The 25,368-nt window shown below is 37.7% G+C and carries 17 protein-coding genes; 5 read left to right on the plus strand and 12 right to left on the minus strand.

Going from position 1 to position 25,368, the window contains the following annotated elements; genetic code table 11:
- Positions 1 to 18 precede the first annotated feature (18 nt).
- The 3 genes from dnaE to BGC7_RS10900 form a co-directional block, all read right to left on the minus strand.
- A complete protein-coding gene (gene dnaE / locus BGC7_RS10890) occupies positions 19 to 3,768 on the minus strand; it encodes a DNA polymerase III subunit alpha (protein ID WP_050701619.1) in 3,750 nt (1,249 codons plus the stop codon).
- 291 nt (positions 3,769 to 4,059) lie between these two features.
- On the minus strand, positions 4,060 to 4,887 hold the full coding sequence (locus BGC7_RS10895) for a formamidopyrimidine-DNA glycosylase (protein ID WP_050701620.1): 828 nt from the start codon (positions 4,885 to 4,887) through the stop codon (positions 4,060 to 4,062).
- Positions 4,888 to 4,893: 6 nt separating this feature from the next.
- On the minus strand, positions 4,894 to 7,269 hold the full coding sequence (locus BGC7_RS10900; RefSeq protein WP_050701621.1) for a monovalent cation:proton antiporter family protein: 2,376 nt from the start codon (positions 7,267 to 7,269) through the stop codon (positions 4,894 to 4,896).
- Between the two features lie 427 nt (positions 7,270 to 7,696).
- Between BGC7_RS10900 and BGC7_RS10905 the strand changes: the two genes are divergently transcribed.
- On the plus strand, positions 7,697 to 8,452 hold the full coding sequence (locus BGC7_RS10905; RefSeq protein ID WP_157258700.1) for a hypothetical protein: 756 nt from the start codon (positions 7,697 to 7,699) through the stop codon (positions 8,450 to 8,452).
- Between the two features lie 140 nt (positions 8,453 to 8,592).
- A complete protein-coding gene (gene pheS, locus BGC7_RS10910; RefSeq protein ID WP_050701623.1) occupies positions 8,593 to 9,612 on the plus strand; it encodes a phenylalanine--tRNA ligase subunit alpha in 1,020 nt (339 codons plus the stop codon).
- Positions 9,613 to 9,690: 78 nt separating this feature from the next.
- Here pheS and BGC7_RS10915 read toward each other — a convergent pair whose 3' ends face one another.
- The 8 genes from BGC7_RS10915 to BGC7_RS10950 all read right to left on the minus strand — a co-directional run bounded on the left by BGC7_RS10915 (position 9,691) and on the right by BGC7_RS10950 (position 19,487).
- A complete protein-coding gene (locus BGC7_RS10915; protein WP_050701624.1) occupies positions 9,691 to 10,329 on the minus strand; it encodes a hypothetical protein in 639 nt (212 codons plus the stop codon).
- A 137-nt stretch (positions 10,330 to 10,466) separates the two neighbouring features.
- On the minus strand, positions 10,467 to 11,513 hold the full coding sequence (ilvC, locus tag BGC7_RS10920; RefSeq protein WP_050701625.1) for a ketol-acid reductoisomerase: 1,047 nt from the start codon (positions 11,511 to 11,513) through the stop codon (positions 10,467 to 10,469).
- 40 nt (positions 11,514 to 11,553) lie between these two features.
- Positions 11,554 to 12,291 (minus strand): acyl-[acyl-carrier-protein] thioesterase, encoded by a 738-nt coding sequence (locus tag BGC7_RS10925; RefSeq protein ID WP_050701626.1) that lies wholly within the window; start codon positions 12,289 to 12,291, stop codon positions 11,554 to 11,556.
- A 126-nt stretch (positions 12,292 to 12,417) separates the two neighbouring features.
- Complete coding sequence (gene ilvN / locus BGC7_RS10930) at positions 12,418 to 12,969, minus strand: acetolactate synthase small subunit (protein WP_050701627.1); 552 nt, start codon at positions 12,967 to 12,969, stop codon at positions 12,418 to 12,420.
- A 189-nt stretch (positions 12,970 to 13,158) separates the two neighbouring features.
- Positions 13,159 to 14,862, minus strand: coding sequence for a biosynthetic-type acetolactate synthase large subunit (ilvB, locus tag BGC7_RS10935; RefSeq protein WP_050701628.1), 1,704 nt, complete (start codon positions 14,860 to 14,862; stop codon positions 13,159 to 13,161).
- A 62-nt stretch (positions 14,863 to 14,924) separates the two neighbouring features.
- Positions 14,925 to 16,754: a dihydroxy-acid dehydratase gene (ilvD, locus tag BGC7_RS10940; RefSeq protein WP_050701629.1), complete on the minus strand. Its 1,830-nt coding sequence runs from the start codon at positions 16,752 to 16,754 to the stop codon at positions 14,925 to 14,927.
- Positions 16,755 to 17,073: 319 nt separating this feature from the next.
- Positions 17,074 to 18,342, minus strand: coding sequence for a replication-associated recombination protein A (locus tag BGC7_RS10945; protein WP_050701630.1), 1,269 nt, complete (start codon positions 18,340 to 18,342; stop codon positions 17,074 to 17,076).
- A 92-nt stretch (positions 18,343 to 18,434) separates the two neighbouring features.
- Complete coding sequence (locus BGC7_RS10950; RefSeq protein WP_050701631.1) at positions 18,435 to 19,487, minus strand: tyrosine-protein phosphatase; 1,053 nt, start codon at positions 19,485 to 19,487, stop codon at positions 18,435 to 18,437.
- 218 nt (positions 19,488 to 19,705) lie between these two features.
- Between BGC7_RS10950 and BGC7_RS10955 the strand changes: the two genes are divergently transcribed.
- From BGC7_RS10955 to BGC7_RS10965, 3 genes are all read left to right on the plus strand, one after another.
- On the plus strand, positions 19,706 to 20,563 hold the full coding sequence (locus tag BGC7_RS10955) for a Spy/CpxP family protein refolding chaperone (protein ID WP_050701632.1): 858 nt from the start codon (positions 19,706 to 19,708) through the stop codon (positions 20,561 to 20,563).
- Positions 20,564 to 20,721: 158 nt separating this feature from the next.
- The gene (locus tag BGC7_RS10960) at positions 20,722 to 23,610 is read left to right on the plus strand and encodes a PD-(D/E)XK nuclease family protein (RefSeq protein ID WP_050701633.1); all 2,889 of its coding nucleotides are present in this window, start codon (positions 20,722 to 20,724) and stop codon (positions 23,608 to 23,610) included.
- Positions 23,611 to 23,657: 47 nt separating this feature from the next.
- A complete protein-coding gene (locus BGC7_RS10965; RefSeq protein WP_050701634.1) occupies positions 23,658 to 24,122 on the plus strand; it encodes a PACE efflux transporter in 465 nt (154 codons plus the stop codon).
- Between the two features lie 77 nt (positions 24,123 to 24,199).
- Here the strand turns inward: BGC7_RS10965 and BGC7_RS10970 are convergent, their stop codons facing one another.
- Positions 24,200 to 25,348, minus strand: coding sequence for an iron-containing alcohol dehydrogenase (locus tag BGC7_RS10970; RefSeq protein ID WP_050701635.1), 1,149 nt, complete (start codon positions 25,346 to 25,348; stop codon positions 24,200 to 24,202).
- Between the last annotated feature and the right edge of the window lie 20 nt (positions 25,349 to 25,368).

The raw sequence follows: 25,368 nt of genomic DNA on the forward strand, positions 1-25,368 counted from the left end.
ATTTTAAATATCGAAATTTCAATTTACCTTAAACAATAAATTATCATTTTCAGTCAGATAATCAATGAGTTCCTTCTTTACATTTATTTTCATACTGCGAGAAAAGAGGTCTACTTTCATGTTCCGCTCTCCATCGACTATCTGAAAATATAACAATGAATTGCCGGGATTGTTCTTAGTTAGAGTAGACAGTTCTTCTATCATCTGATTATTCATATCGTGCAATGGTAAGGTGATTGTAATCTTCTCTATCAGGTGATCCTTTACATCGGGTAGAAGCTGAATAGAGTTAATCCGAAGTTCTAACTGGGTAGGATCAAACTTTCGACCTTGAACCCGGCCTTTTATGAAAAGATAAAGACCTTGTCTTCCGTATTTACTAAAGTTTATATAGTCATCGCCAAACAGCGCGATTTCTCCACTTCCGGTAAAGTCTTCGATACGGATAATCATATATGGCTTATTGGTTCGGGATATACCTTCCCTGATAGTTGATACTAATCCGCCGAAAGTAACCTCCTTGTTTTTAAGAGCGTCTTTATCTTCTATTTCAGCCATACCGACATTGCATACATAATCTAAAACAATTCTGTAATCGTCGAGAGGATGAGCTGAAAGATAGATACCAATAAGTTCACGTTCTTTATTTAAGAGCTCCAAATCAGACCATTTAGGTACTATAGGGATATCTGGATGAGCAATATCGAAAGAAGAATCATCTCCAAACAGAGAGTTTACTGCCTGATCTTTATCTAGCTGATACTTATTTCCATAACGAATCAACAGGTCAATAAACGCTTCATTTTTACTATTAACACCAAAGAATTGCTCTCTGCTGATCTCTGGAAATGCATCGAATGCCCCTGCCAAAGCCAGTGATTCTATATTCTTCTTATTGCACGAACTCAAGTTTACACGCTCTACAAAATCAAAGACATCTTTGAATGGCCCATTTTTTTCTCTTTCTTCTATTATATTCATCACAGCTCCCTCTCCTACTCCTTTTATAGCAGCCAATCCGAAGCGAATATCTCCTACCTTGTTTACTGAAAATTTAAGGAACGATTCATTTACGTCAGGCCCGAGTACATTCATGCTCATGGCTCTGCATTCGTCCATAAATTTAGTGATTTCAGTTATATTAGACAAGTTACGAGACAAAACAGCCGCCATATACTCTGACGGATAATTAGCTTTTAACCATGCTGTCTGGTATGCAACCCAAGAATAACATGTGGCGTGAGACTTATTGAAAGCATACGATGCAAACTTTTCCCAGTCCGCCCATATTTTCTCTAATGTCTTTTTCTCATGTCCTCGCTCTTTTCCACCTGATAAGAATTTCTCTTTTAGGGCATTCATCTTATCTATCAATTTCTTACCCATAGCCTTACGCAGCTCATCGGATTGCCCACGAGTAAACCCTGCCAGCAGTCGGGAAAGAAGCATGACCTGTTCCTGATAAACCGTAATACCGTATGTATCGTTCAGGTACTTTTCCATTTCAGGTATATCGTAGCTTATTTCTTCCTCACCATGTTTGCGAGCGATGAAAGATGGAATATAATCCATAGGTCCGGGACGATATAAGGCATTCATTGCTATCAGGTCTTCAAACTTGGAGGGCTGCAACTCTTTCAAATATTTCTGCATACCGGCTGACTCAAATTGGAATGTACCGGTAGTCTTACCCAAGCTGTATAGCTCATAAGTCTTAGGATCTTCAAGAGAAATAGTGTCAATATTTACAGTTTCTCCTGTTGTATGCTTTATATTCTCCAAGGCCTCTTTTATGATAGAGAGTGTCTTCAATCCAAGAAAGTCCATCTTGATCAAGCCGGTTTCTTCTATCACAGTCCCTTCATACTGAGTCACAAGAATCGTTTCACCGGTTTCTTTATCTTCAGCAGTTCCTACCGGAACAGTATCGGATATATCTTGTTGTCCTATGATAATACCACAAGCATGCACTCCTACATTTCGCACATTACCTTCAAGCATCTGTGCATATTTAATTGTGTCGCGCATGGTAGGATCGAGACTATTAGCTGCTTCTTTCAGCTCGGGTACAAATTCTATAGCATCCCTAAGCGTCACCTTTTTCTTATCCGGTATACGATCGGGTACAAATTTGGCCAGTCTATTCGAATCCGACAATGGTAATTTTTGCACACGGGCAACATCCTTTATAGCAGATTTAGTAGCCATTGTACCATAAGTAATAATATGAGCTACACGTTCCTGACCATATTTTTGAGTCACCCATTTCAGAACTTTTCCACGTCCATCGTCATCGAAATCGATATCTATATCGGGCATAGATATACGATCGGGGTTGAGAAAACGTTCAAAAAGGAGATCATATTTGATAGGGTCAATATCTGTAATTCCTAAACAAAAAGCAACAGCAGATCCAGCAGCAGATCCTCTACCGGGCCCTACAGCAACGCCCATTTCGCGAGCTGCAGCTATAAAATCCTGTACAATAAGGAAATATCCAGGAAAACCCATGGTCTTCATTGTATTTAGTTCGAACTCTAACCGTTCAGAAACTTCTTCATCCAAATCCTTACCATAACGTTTTTCTGCCCCAATCATCGTTAAGTGAGCCAGATAATCAGATTCCAATTTGATCCGGATGACTTTATTATAGCCGCCAAGACGCTTGTATTCTTTTTCTCCGAACTCTTTTATAAGGTCTTCTTCCGAATACATTATCTTATAACCCTCTTCTGTCCCAAAAGAAGCATCTATATCAAAGAAAGGCATCAACGCATCAGAGTCTATAGAGTAGAATTCTACTTTATCTGCAATCTCCAATGTATTGTTAAGTACCTGTGGTATATCGCCGAATATTTGATTCATCTCGGCTGTTGTTTTCAGCCACTCCTGTTTTGTATAACGCATACGATTAGGATCGTCGAAATCACGACCAGTACTCAGGCAGATAAGTCTGTCATGTGCTTCGGCATCTTCTTCGTTTACAAAGTGGACATCATTAGTTGCAATAACCTTAACACCTAGTTTTTCGCCCAAAACTAATAGTTCTTTATTTACTCTTTCTTGTAAAGGATATGCTTCTTTATTCGCATCGGGACGATTTGTTTTGTGACGTTGAAGCTCGAGATAAAAATCATCACCAAACAGTTTTTTAAACCAAAGGATAGATTTTTCTGCTTCTTCTATTTCTCCTGCAGTTATTTTTTTAGGGATTTCGCCTCCCAGACATGCTGTGGAAACAATAAGACCTTCATGGTATTTCTCAAGTAGTTCCTTATCTATTCTCGGACGAGCATAAAAACCTTCAGTCCATCCATGTGAAACCAGCTTTATAAGATTCTTATATCCTTTTAAATTCTTGGCGAGCACAACCAAGTGCCAACCACTCATATCAGGTTTACCTTCTTTCTTATATCTTCCTCTTCGGGCAACATAACATTCACAACCAATGATAGGCTTAAATTTCTTTGAAGTTAGTTCTTGTATTTTTGCTTGTAATTCTACAATTTTAGTAGAATTGTCGACTTCAGTTTCTTCTTTCAGTTTCTTTAGCTCTGATTTCAATCCTTTAATTTCAGAGTCGAACTTAGAATTTTTCTTCTTCACACAATTGAAGAATTCTTTAACCCCATACATTGCTCCATGATCGGTAAGAGCAATAGCTTTCATTCCATCACCGATAGCTTTTTCTACCAAATTAGAGATGCTGGCTTGCCCATCAAGCAACGAATACTGGGAGTGGACGTGTAGATGCACAAAATTATTCATGTCTTTATCTTTTCTCAATTTGTAAAGTTACTATAAATACTATCTAAACCGAAAGAATATATTTTCAGTTATCAACAAGTAAGGTTTTTTAATGTTTAGGGGAATAAGAAAAATAGTAGTAAATGCAACAATAAATTATTTTTACTATCCGAAATAAATCCGATTTTAACTAAAACATGACAAAGTTGTACACTTTACTTCTGTATTTTACTTTGTCATCTTTTCTTTTTTCTGTCAGTCTATTCACCAATATATAGATAAACTTCTATTGTTATTACAGCAAATATTTATTTACTTCTCAGACTGACACTCTCTACAATAGTATATTGTACCACCCAGATAAGCTTCTTTCACAATAGTACCACCACAATTAGGACACGGATTTTTATATGTATTCCTCGACAATAGACATTTATATCCGCCAAAGTTTCCATAAAAATCTTTCTCCGTATTACGTCCACCATTGTTTATCATGCTGCGTAAAGTTACTTTTAGGGAATGAAATAAATCTTCTTTTTGCAGATCAGAAATTGTAGAAATTTTTCTCTTAGGGTGAATTCCTGCATTGAATAGAATATCTTGTAAAACTCCATTTCCTAATCCGGGTATTCGCTGTTCGGTAGCAAGAAGAGCTTTTATTGACATATCTTTTTTTACGCTCGTAAATATGTGTTCGAAATAAGTTTTATTGAATGTCTCATCGAGAGGAGATAAGCGTTGTAGACTGTTCTGGTAATAAAAATTATCAATAGCTCCATTATAAACATATATTGCACCATACATCGACACTGTAAATGCAAGAAAACTTTTATCTTCAAAAAGAATCAATAGTTGATGTTTGACAGGATATTTTTCAATAGCCGGGTAGAACTTCATGTTTACTCCATCACTTATTGATATTCTAACATTTCCATCAAGCAAAATATCAATAAATGATCCGTGCCCCGCTAAAGCTTCTACTCTATGCCCTACCAACAAATTGCGGTATAGTATAGGATCGCCACTATACCAAGTGAATCTATGAGGACTGGATGCCTGAACAACATCTACAATCTGTTTATCAATTAGTATTGTTTCAGCTTGACGACTTATGACAGTCGACTCGGGAATCTCTATCATAACTACTTATGGAATTATAGGTTCCAAGTCTGATATATTACTTTCAAAAGAGTTTAATTTATCTTTTTCTCCAGCCAACCAAATGATATCGCCTTCCTGAAAGACAAAACTGACAGGACTAAAATTTATTATAGATTCTTCTCCGCGGTCGATACCGATTACCATACATTCTGTTTTTTCCCTTATACCTGCACCTGCAATAGTTTTATCGACAAGAGAACTTCCTTCTTCTATCAGAAACTGAGAAAGGCATATATGATGCTGTGCTTCCTCTTCTACTTGTGAATTTTGAGCCCTTTTATCAATCAAGTACTGAGAGAGTTTTTGCATCTCCTCGTCCGAGCCTGAAACAACAAGTTTATCGAAAGGATAAAGACGTTCATTACCATCCGGAATATTTATTTTTTTACTTCCTCTTATAATAGTAACAATGTTAACTCCGGTTTTCTGTCTAAAATTAAGTTCTCTCAATGTATATCCTACGCTAGAAGAAGACTGTGATATTTCGAACTCTTCTATGTGAATATTTTTTGATCTTAAATCGTTAGCCACTGTTGGTAGAATTGCAGCTTTCTTCTCATCCATTTTTTGTTTAAGATTCAGATTCTCTAGAAAGCGAGCTTCCATTTTACGCGATTGTGCTTTAAATCCTTGAGAAAATATAATGAATGTAACAACTACAAGAGAAATTATAACCATCAACACAGTCAATCGTGGAAATAATGGTATTAAAACCATGAGAACCAAAATTATACATATAATTATACGGAATGCAACGAGAGAAATAAGAGCCCCTCTGTTGAGCCTGTTGTCCTGCCATAAATTTTTGAATTCTGTAGAACGGTTTTTCTTCATCATAATAGCCCTCAAAAATGGAGCCATAGCCACTAATGTTATAATCGCCGACAGAATAGGCCCCCACGTGCTTCCCGGCATATATTCTACAATATAAGGGGTTATAAAACTTTGAAAAATAAGTAAAATACCAACTGCAATAGTGAAATATACTGCAACAAGAGTAAGGATACTTTTCAATAATTTCTTCCAGTCGTTTTGCTTATTTACAGTATTATACCCCGAAGCGCTGTAGCCCTCTATCAACTTATCCCATTTATTAGGAACACGTTTCTCTAGCCAGACATAGGCGTTCTCGGAATATTTAATACAGTATGGTGTAGTAAAGGTAGTAATAACGGATACTGCAACTATTATCGGATAAAGGGTTTCTGTAATTACCCCCAGACTCATCCCTAAAGTAGCTATAATAAAGGAGAATTCACCAATCTGAGCAAGACTGAATCCGGATTGTACAGCAACTTTGAGCCCTTCGCCGGAAGCAACAACTCCCAAAGTAGCAAAAATAATACGCCCGACAAGTACAACAAATGTAAGTAGCAGTATTAATAAAGCGTATTCAGAAATAATGGCGGGGTCTATCATCATCCCTACTGACACGAAGAAAACCGCACCAAAGAGATTTTTCAATGGTTCTATAAGATGTTCTATATGTTTAGATTCTATTGTTTCGGCCAGAATAGATCCCATAATAAAAGCGCCTAACGCCGCAGAAAATCCAACTACTGTAGCGAAGTATACCATGCCCAGACATAGACCTATAGCCACTATTAGTAATGTTTCGTCATTCAGATATTGTTTTAATTTTTTCAGCATAGTAGGTATTAAATAGATACCTACAACAAACCAGATAAGCATAAAAAACAGTAATCTGACAACACTATTTGCCAGCTCGCCTCCTTCGAAATGCTGACTCACAGCAAATGTAGAGAGTAAAACCATCATTACGATAGCTGCAACGTCTTCCACAATAAGCATCCCAAAAACAATACCTGCAAACTTTTTCTTTTGCAGATTCATATCGTTAAAGGCCTTTATAATGATAGTAGTAGATGACATAGACAACATACCTCCCAAGAATATACTGTTCATTGGCGACCAATTAGGTATAAGATTTTCTAATAATAGTTCACCAACAAGATAACCTATAATTATCATCGAGCCCATGTTGATGAGAGTAGCAATAGAAGCCTTTCCTCCGACATCCATCAGTTTTTTGAAACTAAATTCAAGCCCCAAAGCAAAAAGAAGAAATATAATACCCAGTTCGGACCAAATCGTAATATTAGCCATATCCGAAATTTCGGGTAAAGCTTTAAATACACTTGCCACCTCCCCTTCCGAGATTCCACTTATTTTCACAACTAATTTTTCCACAAACTCTTTAAAGTGAAGGCTGGCAAAGAAACCGGCAACAATGTACCCCAGGACTACGGGCTGTTTCAGCCATTTGAAAAGAATTGTAACTATACTTGCCGTTATAAGTATTATAGCTAAGTCGCTAATAAAATCAGGTAGGTGAGCCATATATTAATCGTTTATATTTTGAAGTGTATTTTAAGAGTCGAAACACCCTGTTATAAGCATTTTGGTTGATAAAAATACCAAAAAAAAATGGTTTATGAAAGAAAAAAATCAAAGCGACTAAAAAAAACTAATTTTCCTTCTTTTAGATTGTTTCTAAATTATTTTGCATCAATAAGAAACATTATTGCAACAAAATATTAACAAATATCAATTGAACAAAAAGAAATATTCATTGTTAGATAAATAACAGCTTAAATTAATTTCAATATTTATTTAAGTACTGTTGTTTTCACTACAACTAGTAAATAAAAAAGGTAATCAAAAAGAAAGGTGAGAATGGCTATTTCATAGTCATTCTTATTTTTTTAAACAAGTCGTAAATATCTTAATAAAAAATAGTATATTGCGCCGTGAAAAGATAGACAATATGAAAAGAGCGTTATTCTCTGTATTAACATGCATTTCATCCCTTCTCATGTATTCGCAACAAATGGCTTTTGCCAAGCCTCATTTTTTTGAACACTGGTTTATACAAACTCAAGTGGGGGCTTCTTGTACATTAAGCGAACACTTCAGGGATGCATCTATAAGTAATTTATTAGCACCTCATGCTGCCATCTCTATCGGTAAATACTTCTATCCCGAAGTAGGAGCCCGTGCGCAGATGGAAGGAGGCTTGTCTAAAAATTATGATATAAAAAACAAAATAGGCGAAACCTTCAATGTAAAGTATATTCAGGCAAGCTTTGACGGCCTATGGAATCTTACTAATATTTTTTGGAGGTATAAGTCTCCTTATTTAGGCGAGAACGAACGTAAATTCAACCTTATAGCTATTACGGGGATTGGACTTGCTTATACATTCAACAATAGTAAGAATAAAGTATTGTCAACCAAAAGTGTAGTCCCTCGCGTTGGGCTTCAGGGAGACTTTCGGATAAATGACGCTATAAGCATAAATCTGGAAATAATAGCAAATCTATATCCGGACGACTTCAATGGTCGTGTAGCCGGACTTAAGTATGATGGAATAATCAATACTCAGATAGGCATCACATACAGAATAAAAAAATATAACAACAGAATGTTCAGAGTAATTCCTTTAAGTCAAAATGAGGATTTGCAAGGTCTTAATAAACGAGTAAACAAATTGAGACTAGATTTACTTACAAAAGGAGGATAAAATCTCGAGAATATAGAAATATAAAGATAAGGATATGTCAAGAGAATGGCATATCCTTATTTTATTAGCATAAACCTCTGCTATAAAAAAAGAAAAGTGTATTTTTGTATCCGTTTGCTAGAAAAAAGTATAATATACATATGATTGATAAGATTAACCAACTACTGGCCGAAATAGATAGCTTGAAAGCCGGTAAAGCTGAAGAGATAGAAGCTCTACGTATAAAATACCTAAGTAAGAAAGGTGAAGTGTCTGCTTTAATGAATGATTTTCGCAATGTTGCTGCAGATCAGAAACGAGAAGTGGGCATAAGGCTCAACGAGCTGAAAGAAAAAGCACAAGAACGTATAAATCAGCTAAAAGAATCTATAGAAAACAATCAGTCTAGCGACGATAATATAGATCTTACACGTACTGCTGCTCCTGTAGAATTAGGTACACGTCATCCCATATCTATAGTAAAAAAAGAGATTTGCGACATACTGCGTAAGCTTGGGTTTTCAATAGCTGAAGGTCCTGAGATAGAAGATGACTGGCATGTATTTTCAGCGCTAAATTTTGCAGATGATCATCCCGCACGCGATATGCAAGATACATTCTTCATTTCACGTAGCCCCGAAATATTGTTGCGCACACATACTTCTTCGGTACAAACCCGAGTAATGGAGAAGCAACAACCTCCTATACGTATAATTTGTCCCGGAAGAGTATATCGCAACGAAGCCATTTCCTATCGTGCCCACTGTTTCTTCCATCAGGTAGAAGCCTTATATATAGACAAGAACGTATCTTTTGCCGATTTGAAACAAGCATTGCTATTTCTAGCGAAAGAGTTATTCGGTGCTGACACAAAAATACGTCTTCGTCCATCATACTTTCCTTTTACCGAGCCCAGTGCCGAAATGGATATATCATGTAACATATGTGGAGGTAAAGGCTGTCCGTTCTGCAAACATACTGGCTGGGTAGAAATATTGGGATGTGGCATGGTAGATCCTAACGTATTGGAAAATTGCGGAATAGATAGTAAGGTCTATACAGGATATGCTTTAGGTATGGGTGTAGAGCGCATCACAAATCTGAAGTACAGAGTCAAAGATCTTCGTATGTTCTCCGAAAATGACAAACGTTTCTTAGAACAATTTGAGAGTGCACATTAAGAATAAATGACTATAGAATTAAAAGCCCTGATAAGTTTTTATCAGGGCTTTTAGTTTGTATCGAAATCAAGATACAAACTATTTTTTCTTACTAACTGTTATTTTTACATCAGCGACTGTTTCAAAGAGTTTCTCCTCTTCCGGATTAAGAGCAAAACTCACTAATGAGTATTTACGCTCTCCAGCAATCTTATTTATTTCAGCCTCTTTAGTCAAGAAGATCTTACCATCGGGTCCAACGCACTCAAACTTGCATTTATAGACCCCATCCTCCATAATGATGAAATAGGCATCTACAATAGGAGTAGTCTTATATTTTGCAAAATAGTCTAGAGCAACCCCCGAACTGAAATTATCTGTATGCGGAATAGCATCATAGTGTTTCTTTACTTCTTCGTTAAAGCCATCAGCAAAACCGTCCACTGACTGTACAACAGTGCGTCCACCCACGGAAGCTATACTTGAGGCATGTTCATCTAAAAAACGATCAAGACTCCGCCCAACTCCTACTGCAACTTTTCCTGCTGCATCAGCAGCTTTTTCACTCACACGTTCACCATGCTCATCTACAGCTTCGGACATACCCTCTACTACATCGAGTCCGGTTTCTGTTACTTTTTTAGAGATTTTCTTCACACAGCCCGAGCACGATGAGAATGAGAATAACAGAATAGATGCTGAACAAAGAGTGATGGCAAGAATGAATATTTTCTTCATATTATATTGGTTTGTTAAAGTTTATGTCAGGCAAATATATAACAAAAGTATCTGAATAGAAAATTTGTTTCCATAGCATAAAAACGGCTTGCAATATAAATATTACAAGCCGCCTTTATATAAAAGGGTCTTCCAGATTAATTATTCTCTGGTCTTAGTTTTCTTACTACTGCACCTGTACGCCACATTTCACTTTCGCGAAGAGCTTTAAGTTCTTCTTCCAGTTTCTCGCGGTAATCAGGTTTAGAGTTTGTATCTATCGAGCGTTGAGCTTCGTTTCCTTTTGCCACCTCATCGTATAGCTTTGCAAATACTGGTTTTGTAGCATCATGGAAAGGTCCCATCCAATCAAGAGCACCACGTTGAGCAGTAGTAGAACAGTTGGCATACATCCAGTCCATTCCTTTTTCTGCAAATAATGGCATCAATGATTGAGTTAGCTCTTCTACTGTTTCGTTGAAAGCTTCTGACGGAGAGTGTCCGTTTTCGCGCAATACTTCATACTGAGCCAAAAGGATTCCTTGTATTGCTCCCATAAGTGTACCCCGCTCGCCTGTAAGGTCAGAATATACTTCACGTTTGAAATCTGTTTCGAACAAATAACCGGAACCAACTCCGATACCAAGTGCTATTACACGTTCTTTAGCACGACCTGTAGCATCCTGGAATATAGCATAGCTTGAATTTAGTCCACGACCTTCAAGGAACATACGGCGAAGACTTGTTCCCGATCCTTTAGGTGCAACCAAGATAACATCTACATCAGCAGGAGGAATAATTCCTGTACGCTCTTTGTATGTGATACCAAAACCGTGTGAGAAATATAATGCTTTACCTGCAGTAAGGTAAGGTTTGATGCGAGGCCATACCTCTATCTGAGCTGCATCGGACAATAGATATTGAACGATTGTACCTCTTTCGGCAGCTTCCTCTATTTCGAACAGAGTTTCGCCCGGTACCCAACCATCGGCAATGGCTTTTTCCCAAGTCTTACCGCCTTTTCGTTGTCCGATAATCACGTTAAAACCATTGTCGCGAAGATTCAATGCTTGTCCCGGACCTTGTACACCGTAGCCAATAACTGCGATTGTTTCATTCTTCAATACTTCTCTTGCTTTTTCCAAAGGAAATTCATCGCGGGTAGCTACTTGTTCTACAACGCCACCAAAATTCATTTCTGCCATAATTAGTTTTTATTAAAATAAAATATTTAGGTTTATAAAATTAGTTCCATACTACCTTAGCCGAACATACATTTGTTTCGCCGTCTCGCATTTCCAGAATGAATGTATCATTATCATCTGAGCGGCTCATTATATCCAGCTTCGAACCATAACGCCCTTCTGCCACATAATTGATCTCGATTCGGCGTATTTCTTTTTCTTTAAACATCTCTATATCGAACACATCTACAAAATGCTCTATATACTTCATACTATTGAGATGCTTGTTTATATCCACATCACTATACTTTACTGTAAATTCCGAAACCAAACTACCATCTTCTTTCAATAAAGGTATTTTAGACAGCCCATCTATAGGACATTCGAAATTTGTATTTATATAATCTGTCAATCCGTCCAATTCTAAAATATTAGTAGGTTTACGGGTTGTTAGATCTATTGAAGCCCAAAGAGAGCGGGCATAACCCAAAATCCTCCCATCGGCATCTTCAAAAGCGAAATGACGCTCTGTAAACAGACGATTCACACTCACAATCCAGGTCTTAATAATAAGAACTGTATCATTTTTAGGATATTCGTATAGTTCTATCGCCATACGAGACAATACCCAGACACGTTGCTGAGACGTCATATCAGAATATCCAAACCCTCTCTCTTCGGCATGTTTAGTTGCTGCCTGTAACATAAAGCCACCTAACATGGGAAGGGTTGCTTTTCCTCTGAAATCTGTCAAATAAGCGTCTATCGTAAATTCATATTTACCTATGGGTGCTAACATTATTTTAATCTTTATATGTTTTGTAATAGCAATATTGCTTATTTTATGTCAAGTAACTCTACAAAGGTAGTAGTTTTTGATCTAAATAACTTACATATTGCATAATTCACAAACCCTATAAATAATTTAGCTATTAACTTTATCTTTTTTATCCAGTTCGGCAAGCATATCGCTAAGCCGTTCTATTTTCGATTTTGTTATCGCTACCCTTCCGGAACGGATAAACTGCAACACTCCGATAGATTTACTTAATTCTTCGAAAAGATCCTGCGTTTCCTGATAGTGTCCTGTCTTTTCAAGAACCACATTATTTTCATTTATATCGAGGATACGGGCATTGTGTTTACGAACAAGTTCCTCTACTGAAGATATTTTGAGAAAATCGGAAGTTGCTAATTTATATAAGGCTATCTCCTGATATATCAGCTCTTCGTTCGTATTATAGTACGATTTCAGAACATCTACGCGCTTATCAATCTGAAGGACTACTTTCCGTACAGTTTCTTCGTCACAAAATACGGTAACTGTAAATTTGTGAATTCCTTCTATAGCCGAAGCCGACACCGACAACGTTTCTATATTCAACTGCCGACGGGTAAAAACACTTGTTACCTGACTCAACAGACCTACTGTATTTTCGGAGAATATGGTTATTGTATATAATGTTTTATCTTCCATAATATTTTAAATGTGCGAGTTGATAAATATGCCGATGTACCGTACCAATCATTCAAACCTGCAATCGGCTCATAAATCAAGATGTGATTTTAACTAAAACCTGACAAACTTGTACTCTTTTTTTACTGTTTTTTTATTTGTTATCTTTTCTTATTTTATTGGTTTGTTCACCCAAATTATAGATAAAGATTATTCATTACCCAGCAAGATATTAGTTACACATGTGCCGGCTGGCACCATCGGATAAACCATACCCTTAGCTTCCACCTGAACATCGAGCAGATAAGAACCTTTGTGTGTTATCATCCTATTTATTGCCGCATCAAGGCCGGCACGGTCTTCTACTTTTTCGCTCTTTATATTATATGCTTCTGCAATCTTTACAAAGTCGGGGTTTGTCATCACTGTTTCCGAATAACGTTCATCAAAGAATAACTCCTGCCACTGACGCACCATGCCAAGAAAGTGATTATTCAATAGGATTATTTTCACATCCACATTGTATTGCATAATTACACCTAGTTCTTGTATAGTCATCTGGATACCTCCATCGCCCACAAAAAGGCATACAGTACGATCTTGTGCACCATATTTAGCTCCGATAGCTGCCGGAAGACCAAATCCCATAGTACCAAGCCCGCCGGAAGTAACAACACTTCGACTTTTAGTGTACTTGAAATAGCGCACAGCCATCATTTGGTGTTGTCCAACATCGGTTACTAATACAGCATTATTTCCTGTTGCCTCAGAGACTTTATTTATTACCTCTCCCATCTTCAACTGTCCCGATGTGGGGTAAAGCTCATTATCGATAACAACATCATATTCTCTTTTATAGCAAGCCTTAAACTCGCTTAACCATTCCGGATAACTCTTATTTTCTAATTGCTCGGTTACCAAAGGAAGAGTATCTTTTACGTCTCCCAAAACACGGGCGGTAACAGCAACATTCTTATTAATTTCGGCTTTATCTATATCGAAATGTATTACTTTTGCTTGTTTGGCATAGGTTTTAAGATCTCCGGTAACACGATCATCGAAACGCATACCAATAGCAATGAGCACATCACATTCGTTTGTTTTCTGGTTTGGAGCAACATTACCATGCATACCCAACATACCTACATTCAACTCGTGACTGGACGGTATTGCCGACAATCCTAATACAGTAGATGCTGTAGGTACACCTGATTTTTCTAAAAATGCCAGCAATTCTTTTTCCGCATTTCCCAGAATAACCCCTTGTCCGACAAGAGCAAACGGTTTTTGTGCTTCATTTATTATTTTTGCAGCAATAGTAATCTCAGTTTCTTTTACATCAGGCTTGGGCTGATAACTACGGATAAATGTAGCCTTTGTATATTCAAAGTTTTCCAACAACCCGAATTGGGCATCTTTAGTTAAGTCTAAAACGACAGGTCCCGGACGTCCTGTAGAGGCAATATAGAATGCTCTGGACACCGCCCACGCAATATCCTCGGGACGGCGAATTTGATACGACCATTTAGATACAGGCTGAGTGATACCGACTACATCGGCTTCTTGAAAAGCATCACTACCCAATAGAGATGAAACGACTTGTCCCGATATAACAACAAGAGGGGTACTATCGAGCATAGCATCTGCTACTCCTGTTATTGTATTGGTCGCTCCCGGGCCAGATGTAACAAGAGCTACACCAACCTTTCCCGATGTACGGGCAAAACCTTGCGCAGCATGTGTGGCACCTTGTTCGTGACGAACCAAAACATGATTAATCTCGTGTTTATGATCATATAAACAGTCGAACACGGGCATTATTGCTCCTCCCGGATACCCGAATATGGTATCTACCCTCTCATTCAATAGAGACTGAATAAGAGCTTCACTTCCTGTTATTTTATTATTAGTCATATGTTTCATTAATTATTATCAAAAATCGCTTCCAAATCAGCTTATATAAGGAGACTTTTGAGCTACTCTATTATTCTTATCGCACCTTTATCGGCCGAGCTAACCATACTTGCATACGCTCTCAAGGCTTTCGACACATAGCGTTCCCGGTCGGGCTTAAATGCATCTTTTCCTTTTGCCACTTCTTGTCTACGGCGTTCTTCCAATTCTGCATCGGAAATCTTCACATTTATAGAACGGTTAGGAATATCTATCTCTATAATATCTCCATTTCTTACTAAACCTATTGCTCCACCAGAAGCAGCTTCGGGTGAAACGTGACCGATAGACAAGCCGGATGTACCTCCAGAGAAGCGTCCGTCTGTAATCAAAGCACATTCTTTACCCAGATGTTTCGATTTGATATATGATGTAGGATAAAGCATTTCCTGCATTCCCGGTCCACCCTTTGGTCCTTCGTATGTAATAACTACAACATCTCCAGCTACTACCTGATCTTTTAATATTCCTTCGCAAGCAGCATCCTGAGAATGGAAAACTTTTGCTTTGCCGGAAAATTTGAAGATGCTCTCATCTACCCCTGCCGTTTTTACAACGCAGCCATCTAGGGCAATATTGCCTTTGAGTATGGCTAATCCGCCATCTTTAGTGTAAGCATGTTCCATATCACGAATACAACCGTTTGCCCTGTCTGTATCAAGAGTCGGATAGTAGTTATCCTGAGAGCCCATCACCAGATTGAAGCGGTTTCCGGGAGCCGACTTATATAATATTTCAGCTTCGTGCGACAATTCAGGCTTTGTTATATCATATTTTTCAATAGCCGCGGCAAGTGTAAGTCCATCTACCCGTGGTACATTAGGATCAATAAGTTTACCTTTGTTCAGTTCGTTCATTATACCAAGAATACCTCCTGCCCTATTCACATCCTGTATATGATATTTCTGAGTGTTGGGAGCTACCTTACAAAGACATGGAGCTTTGCGGGAAAGTTTATCTATATCATCCATCGAAAAATCGACTTCGCCTTCTTGAGCAATGGCCAAAAGGTGTAAGATAGTATTTGTAGATCCTCCCATAGCTATATCGAGAGTCATAGCATTGAGGAATGCTGTTTTTGTAGCAATATTTCGAGGCAATACCGATTCGTCTCCATCGCGGTAATATTTATATGCGTTTTCAACGATTTGCTTAGCTGCATTTTTAAAAAGTTTCGAACGGTTGGCATGTGTGGCTACAATAGTTCCATTACCGGGCAAGGCAAGTCCGATTGCTTCATTCAGGCAGTTCATAGAGTTTGCCGTAAACATACCCGAGCAAGAACCACATGTAGGACATGCAGCACGTTCTATGGCATTTACTTCTTTGTCCGAAACTGTATCGTCCGCAGCTTTTATCATTGCATCTATCAGGTCGAGATGCTGATCGCCAAGCTCTCCGGCTTCCATAGGGCCTCCCGAAACAAAGATTGCCGGTATATTTAAACGCATGGCAGCCATAAGCATACCTGGAGTAATTTTATCACAATTGCTTATGCACACCATAGCATCTGCTTTATGTGCATTGACCATATATTCGACACTATCTGCTATCAGGTCGCGGGATGGTAAAGAGTAGAGCATTCCATCATGTCCCATAGCAATACCATCGTCGATGGCAATAGTATTAAATTCGGCGGCAAAACAACCCAAAGCTTCTATTTCGGCTTTGACTTTCTGACCAATATCGTGTAGGTGGACGTGTCCCGGAACAAACTGTGTAAAAGAGTTTACAATCGCAATTAGTGGTTTACCCATCTGTTCTTCTTTCATTCCGTTAGCTCTCCATAGAGCTCTGGCGCCAGCCATACGTCTGCCTTGTGTACTGGTAGAACTTCTTAATTCAAATCCCATAATTTTTTATTTAGCCTTTAGCTTATAGTTGTCTATTAAACAATATTTATAAAAAAAGCCTTTCCCATAATGAGAAAGGCTTATATTCATTTATTCCTTATATTTTATTCAAAATACATACCTTTCTCATTTATTCTGATCGACGAGGAGAATATCAATAATGAGGATATGTAAAAAACAATTTGTCATTAATTCTATTTGAATATGAACACAAAGTTATAAACTTTTTTTTAAAAACAAATTTTATCGCTATTTTTTTAAAGAGAGTTGATTTATCGGCAATTTTATTCGATATTTTGATATAAAACTTAAGCTACTTTTAATACCGGTCTTTCCACAGTTTTTTCAACCATTCCACTATTTTCACTTCCGACGAGTTTTGCTGAGGTTTCCAAAACTGACGTCCTTTTATCTCTTGAGGCACATAATCCTGCTGTACAAAGTTATTTTCGAAACTGTGAGCATATTGATAATTTTTTCCATAATCCAGCTCTTTCATCAATTTCGTCGGAGCATTTCGCAGGTGTAATGGTACGGGCAGATTTCCCGTATCGTTTACCAAAGCAATAGCTTCGTCGATAGATAAATAAGCTGAGTTACTCTTTGGCGACGTGGCTAAGTAGATTGTGGCTTCGGCAAGCACGATACGTCCCTCGGGCCAGCCAATTTTTTGAAGGGTATCAAAACAGGCATTGGCCAGAAGCAAGGCATTCGGATTTGCCAGCCCGATGTCTTCGGCCGCAGATATAACCAGCCTGCGGGCTATGAATTTAGGGTCTTCTCCGCCTGCCACCATTCGTGCAAGCCAATATATAGCCGCATCGGGATCGCTGCCTCTGATAGATTTTATGAACGCCGATATGATATCATAATGCATTTCGCCCCCCTTATCGTAGGCGGCAGGGTTTTCTTGCAGGCGGTCGGTAATCAACTTGTCTGTTATTACAACTTTATCTTCTACATCGGCATTAATCACCAAATCGAGAATATTCAATAACTTGCGAGCATCTCCACCCGAAAAACGAAGTAGGGCATTAGTCTCCTGCAAGTCAATATCGCGTTCTTTCAGAATCACATCTTGAGTTATGGCTCTGTTAGCCAGCTCTATCAGATCATTCTTTCCTAAAGGCTGTAATACATATACCTGACAGCGGGAAAGCAAAGGCCGTATCACCTCGAAAGAGGGATTTTCCGTTGTGGCTCCAATGAGTGTAATAACCCCCGTTTCGACAGCATTGAGCAACGAATCTTGTTGCGACTTAGAGAAGCGATGAATTTCATCTATAAATAAGATAGGACTTTTAGTATTAAAAAACTGTCCCTTCTTGGCTTGTTCTATTACCTCTCGCACATCCTTTACACCCGAATTAATTGCACTAAGAGTATAGAAAGGCGTATCCAGGGTATTGGCTATAATTTGGGCAAGAGTCGTTTTTCCTACTCCCGGAGGTCCCCACAAAAGAAAGGAAGGCACCCTACCCGATTCTATCATCTTGCGAAGAATTGCCCCTTCTCCCACAAGATGTTTTTGGCCTATATATTCATCCAGATTACGTGGTCGCAATCTTTCTGCTAACGGTTGACTCATAATCTACACAGTATATATTACGAAAGTACAAAAAGTTGTAGATAGACACAACAAAATATGATATCAGATATTAACAATGAATATTTTACATCTTAATATAAGTATTTATCTTTCATTTTTTGAATATCGACATTCAGTACTTTTGTCAAATAATTCTCTATTGTTCCATGATCTTTTTTTATCCTATCCAGACCGGCTTGCAGGAACTGAGGCTTTACCTCATATAACGCTGACAAGGTTGGATATTCGGACTTAAACTGAGCATATTTATTAGCCAAATAGGTGTTCGAATCCAAATAATCTTTCATTATGGTTTGCTCATCAACGCCCAATGCAGACAAGACTAAAGCCGCCCCCATGCCTGTACGGTCTTTTCCTGCCGAACAATGGAACATCAAAGGTACATCTTCTTCGTTTTGCAATAGCTCAAAAAACTTACGATATTGATCTATACATGCACTATCCGTTACTAGCAAAACATTCATTTCTTGCATCAGTCCTTCTACTTTTTCAGATGTAAGGGACTTTATATCCAGAGTAACCGCTGCCATGAGGTTGCCCGGAGAAATAGAATACGGATAGTTTGTTTTTACCGAAGCCGGGTTTATATCCGGTTGCAATGTTCTTTCTTCTTCCGACCGAAAATCGACAATAGATACTACAGGTATCGCCGAAAGGTATTTAAGGTCCGCATCAGTCAACTGATGCAAATCATCGGAACGAAATATTTTTCCCCATTTCACGTACCGCCCATCAGTATTACGATATCCTCCTAAATCTCGGAAATTATAACCTCCTGTCATAGGCAAATGCCTGTCGGACAAAACAGCTTTTCCTTTATCTGTTACCACTTCAAAATAGGAACGGACAGAGTCTGTTACTGTCAACGGAAAAAGACCGCTGTCTTCTCCTTCAGCAATAGGTTTTGAGAAATCTATATTATCAACAGAGCTTCCCGAATACAATGACCATTTACCGGTTGTAAATATCTGGACAGAAGCTGATTTAGTCGCCTTATCTCTTACTATAATAACATCTTTTGAAATATCTTCACCGGAATACCCAGCTTTATTTAATGTATCCTTTTTATTACAGGAAGAGAGAATTATAGAACTTAAAATCATGCAAATTAATAGTTTATTCATTTTTGTGTACTCTTATGTTTTATTCGGAAATGTGAAGTTAATAAAAAAAGGCATTAACATGTCCTTCAACATATAAATACCATTTATAACAACTATTTTTTAAGATGATTTCACACTAAGTATCTAATAAACAAAAAAAGTTAAAACGGACTATCCCATTAAACCACTGACGATGAATAATATCTAAGCAAATAGAACATTAAAATAAATGTAAGGTTATGAGAAAATTATTTTTATCGTTAGCAATAGTATTTTGTGCTTCTTTGATAACATCAGTTAGTGCACAAGAATCGAAGAGAGGAGGAAAGCGTAATTTTCCGATGGAAAAAGAACTGAATTTGAACTCTGAGCAACAAGAAAAAATTAAAAAGGAAAGAGCTGACTTCAAGGTTAAGGTCGAGGAGCTGCAAAAGCAATCAGGTCTAAACAAAGAAGACAAGCAAGCTAAGATGAAAGAGTTGAGAAACGAACATCAAAGCGCAGTGACTAGCATACTCACTCCTGAGCAACAGGCTAAAATGAAAGAGGTGAATGAGAAAAGAGGAGATAGAAAAATAAATAAAGAAGGAAAAGACGGACTTCGTTCCAAAGCAAGAGATATGCGAAACAAAAAGGATGATCGTAGAATGGCAATCAGAGGATCTAAAGAACATAGAGCAAATAGAATGAAAGAACTCAATCTGACTGATGAACAGAAACAAAAGATCAAAGCCGAAAATGAAGGATTCAGGAGTAAATCTAAAGAGCTCTTTAATGAACATCAAACTGCTCTAAACAATATATACACTCCCGAACAGCAAGCTAAACTAAAGGATATGAGAAAAGATTTTGCTAAAGACGGACGCTTTGCTTTTCATAGAAATACGAGATATTTAAGCAACCTTGACGAAGCCAGCAAAGCTAGATTAAAAGAACTTACAGAAAACTTCACAAAAGAGAAAAAAGCTGTAGAACTAAGTCGTATAGCTCCTGAAGCTCAAAAGCAAAAGATAGCTGATCTTCGCGATAATTACAGAAAAGAAAAGAGACAAATAATTACAGAAGCAAAAAACACTAAAGAAAATAAACCCGTATAACTTCTATATATTAAACAAACTAAAGACTCTTCTCTTCGGGAAGAGTCTTTTTTATTTCGTGTATCATAAAGTCTTAAAAATAAGATTTTACCTATCGTTTGAGGAGACAAAATTTAGTACATTTGTACAATTCTCAAAAATACCGAAAGAAATATAAAATGATTCCATTTCTCTATAATGTGGCACAGGCCTATTACAAGGAATACGGCGCAGCAATAAGTCGTTTCACTTTTGTATTTCCGAATAGAAGGGCTGGTGTTTTCTTTCAGCATTATTTATCTCAGATTGCCCGAAAACCGATATTTTCGCCAGAAATACTAACCATCACCGATCTATTTCAGAAATTAAGCCCATACACCAAAGCCGACCGCATAGAAATGCTGTTTCTGCTTTTCGATATTTACAAAAAAATCAGTTCTTCTACAGAGAGTTTCGATGAGTTCTACTATTGGGGTGAAATGCTTCTCAACGACTTCGACGATGTAGACAAATATATGGTAGACGCTTACCAATTATTTAAGAATATAAGCGATCTGAAAGAAATAGACTCCGGGTTCGAGTTTCTTTCAGAGACTCAGGTAGAGGCTATCAGAAGATTTTGGTCTAACTTCCTTCCTATAGGAGAAAATGAAAAAAAGAAAGACTTTCTGGAAATGTGGGAAGTACTGTTTCAACTCTACACAGAGTTGCGAAAACATTTGCAAGAGAAAGGACAGGCATACGAAGGTATGATTTTCAGAGATGTGATAGAGAATATAAGCAAGCCACAAGAAGAGAAAATATCTTTTGAGAAAATTATATTTATTGGACTAAACGGACATACCAAATCGGAAGAGATGCTATTAAAACACCTCAATAAAAAAGGTATTGCTGACTTCTACTGGGACTACTCCTCCCCACTCGTGCGCGACAAAGACAATAAAGCTTCTTTTTTTATAGATAAGAATAAGGTTACTTTTCATTCTCAACTATCCTTGCAGCCCGAAGAGCAAACTTTGGAAAAACCAATAGTAGAACTAATAGGCATTCCCTCGGCTGTAGGGCAGGCAAAATATGTACACTCTATACTAAAAGACTTGATAGAAGAAGGACAAATAGTATCGTCTGACAAAGCTATGAATACCGCACTGGTTCTTCCCGACGAAAATTTATTGCTTCCCGCTTTGTATTCTATCCCCACCGAGATAGATAAGATTAATGTAACAATGGGTTACAGTCTAGGCAATAGTTCGATAGCAGGTCTTATGGAGCAGGTTTTCGAATTGCAAAAGAATATACGAAGATCTGAAAACTACACCGGATTTTATTACAAACCGGTATTGGCTATACTCAACCACCGTTATATTGTACGTGCTGCTGCCGAAGCAGCAAACAATCTTAAAAAGAACATCCTGCAATACAATCGTGTAGTAGTATCTGCTCAAGAGCTGCAAAAAACAAACTCTTTGTTCAATATAGTGTTCACCCCTATATACAACTGGCATGATATTCCAAATTATCTGAGACAAATATTATCGGTTCTGAATACTACATTATCTCTAAACAATGAAGAGGTTGATGAAAATACAGATGTTCGTTCCGTAGATATAGAGAGTGAATTTATTATCGAGTATTACAAGACCATCAATAAGATGGATGAAGCTCTTAAAAATGTTTCTGTCGAAATGACTGTCGAAACATATCTGAAGCTTCTAAAAAAACTGATTACCAATATAAGTATTCCATTTACAGGAGAACCTCTCTCGGGTTTGCAGATAATGGGAGTACTGGAAACACGTGCTTTAGACTTCGACAATCTGATAATAATGTCGATGAATGAAGGCATCTTTCCGCTGAAAAAAGCTGCCAGTTCGTTCATCCCATACAATCTACGCAAAGGATTCGACTTACCCACCTACGAGCATCAGGATAGTATCTTTTCTTATCATTTCTACAGAATGATTAATCGGGCAAAACATATTTACTTACTATATGACACTCGTACAGAAGGTTTGCAATCGGGCGAAGTAAGCCGTTATTTCAGTCAGATAAAACACTTATACAGCGAATCGTTCGACATAAGAGAAAAATTGGCTGTTTATAAAGTTTCTTCTACCGAGAGTCTTGCTATAGAGGTAAAGAAAACGCCACAGATAATAGAAAGAATGAATACCTTTCTACAAGGCGGAGACAAAAGGCTGTCGGCCAGTTCGATAAACACATACCTCAATTGTCCGCTACAGTTTTATTTTTCGGTAGTGGAAAATATGGATGAACAGGATGAAGTTTCGGAAACAATAGAAGCCAGTACATTTGGTACAATATTCCACTCTGTAATGGAATGGTTGTACGAACCATTTAAGGGTAAAATGATAACAGCTGACCTTTTGCGAAAACTGGAAAAAGATGAAAAACTGCTGACCTCAACTATAGAACGCTCATTTGCTGAGAATTACTTCAAAACTGATAAAATTAAAAAACTGACAGGGCAAAATTACCTGACAGGGGAAGTGCTTCGCAAATATATAAAACAGGTTCTTAACACCGATGCAGGATTAACTCCTTTCATCTATATAGATTCGGAAGAAAGAATACGGAAAGACTACACCTTACCTTCGGGCAAAACGGTATCTCTCAAGGGTATTATAGATCGTGTGGATGAAGTGAGAGGACATACCCGCATTATAGATTATAAAACAGGAAAAGGAGCGTTACGCTATAAGGAGATGAAAGACCTTTTCGATAAAGAGATGAAGGATAGACCAAAGGCTGTGATGCAGGTATTTATGTATTCACACTTGTACATGCTCGATCACCCAGAAAAGGTGTTGGAACCGGGAATTTATTATTTACGCAATCTGTTCGACAAGTCGTTCGATCCTGATGTAATAAATAAATCAGGACGTAATGACATACGCATAACTAATTTTGCAGAATACCGGGACGAATTCAAATCTTATTTCGACAATTGCCTTGAAGAAATATTTGATGATAAAGTACCATTCACTCAAACACCTACAGGGGAAGCTTGTAAATGGTGTATCTTTACCAATATTTGTAAAAAGTAAAAGAACAAAAAACAAACTTCCTTATATATAAGAGACTGACTTAATAAATGAAATTTATAGAGCATATAAGAAAAAGAAGTCCTTTTGAAAGAACATTCCATGCGGTATCTTATGAGGTTATAGGAGTAATTACAAGTGCGCCTATCATATCTTTCATATCGGGAAAGCCTATGACCGAATCAGGGCTATTAGCCATAATAGTATCTATAATAGCCATGTTATGGAATTATGTATTCAATTTGGTATTTGACAAAGCTCAAAATAAATATAATTTCAGAAAAACTCCATTTGTCCGTGTTTTACATGGCACTCTTTTCGAAGTAGGTTTAATAGTACTTACAGCACCCACGATAGCGATACTGTTTAGTATGGGATTAATAGATGCTTTCTTGCTCGAAGTAGGTATGCTTATATATTTCTTTCCTTATACTATTGTCTACAATTGGATATATGACAAACTTCGCCTGCGTTTAATACACAATTACGACAAATCACATACATCTGACATGTAGGAACAGATAACTAAATAAAAAACTACAGGCTTTTACGACCTGTAGTTCTCATTAATATAAAAAAAATCTTCTATATTTTATTTTCTGATAGTCAGTATCTCTCTTATAACTTCGGGTGCAATATTATGACATTCGCCTAGCTTCCATCCTCGCTCGGCTAGACGGTTTACAACTTTGTCTATAGCCTCATCACCCAAACCATAATCAGACAAGTGTGTTTTCACACCCATTTCTTCGAAAAACAGTTCTACCGCTTTTATCGTTTTTGCGATCGCATCAGCACCCTCTATCCCGAATACTTCTTTACCTAGCCGTTGTATTTTTTTACTCTTTTGCTCCTTCAATACTGTCATCACTCCGGGAAGAACAATAGCCAAAGTCTGTGCATGATCGAGCCCGAAAAATGCAGTGATCTCATGTCCTATCATATGAGTAGCCCAGTCCTCCGGAACACCACAAGCTATCCACCCGTTAAGAGCCCATGTAGAGGCCCACATCAGATTAGAACGTACATCATAATCGGTTGGATCCTTTAAGGCTTTAGGCCCTTCTGCCACAAGAGTTTTCACAATACCTTCTGCCATATAATCTTGTAAAAGCGAATCTCCCTCATTGTAGGTAAGATACTGCTCCATCACGTGTACGAAGGCATCCACTACTCCGTTACCTATCTGACGAACAGGCATGCTGTAGGTAGTAGTAGGGTCGAGTACAGAAAATTTAGGAAATGTAAGCGGAGAGGAAAAAGCTAACTTCTCCTGAGTCTCGGCCCGAGTAATAACCCCACCCGAATTCATTTCCGATCCTGTAGCAGGCAAAGTAATAATATCTCCGAAAGGTAATGCTTTTTTCACTTTCGCACCTTTCGCTAAAATCAACCAAGGATCACCATCTTGGAAACATGTTGCTGCCGCAATAAATTTTGTAGCATCGAGTACCGAACCGCCACCCACAGCCAATATAAAATCAATTCCTTTTTCTTTTATCAAAGCAACGGCTTTCATACAGGTTTCGTAATGCGGGTTAGGTTCTATTCCCGAAAACTCATGAAATTCGAAACCTTTCAGAGCGTTAACAGCCTGATCATAAACTCCATTTTTCTTGATACTGCCTCCACCATAAGTCATCAACACCTTACTACCCTGAGGTATCTCGTTTGCAATTTGTGCGATAGTATCTTTCCCGAAAATAATTTTAACGGGATTTACCATTGAAAAATTCTCCATAATTTCCGTTTTTTGTTTAA

Source organism: Dysgonomonas sp. BGC7 (assembly GCF_001261735.1).
Classification (GTDB): Bacteria; Bacteroidota; Bacteroidia; order Bacteroidales; family Dysgonomonadaceae; genus Dysgonomonas.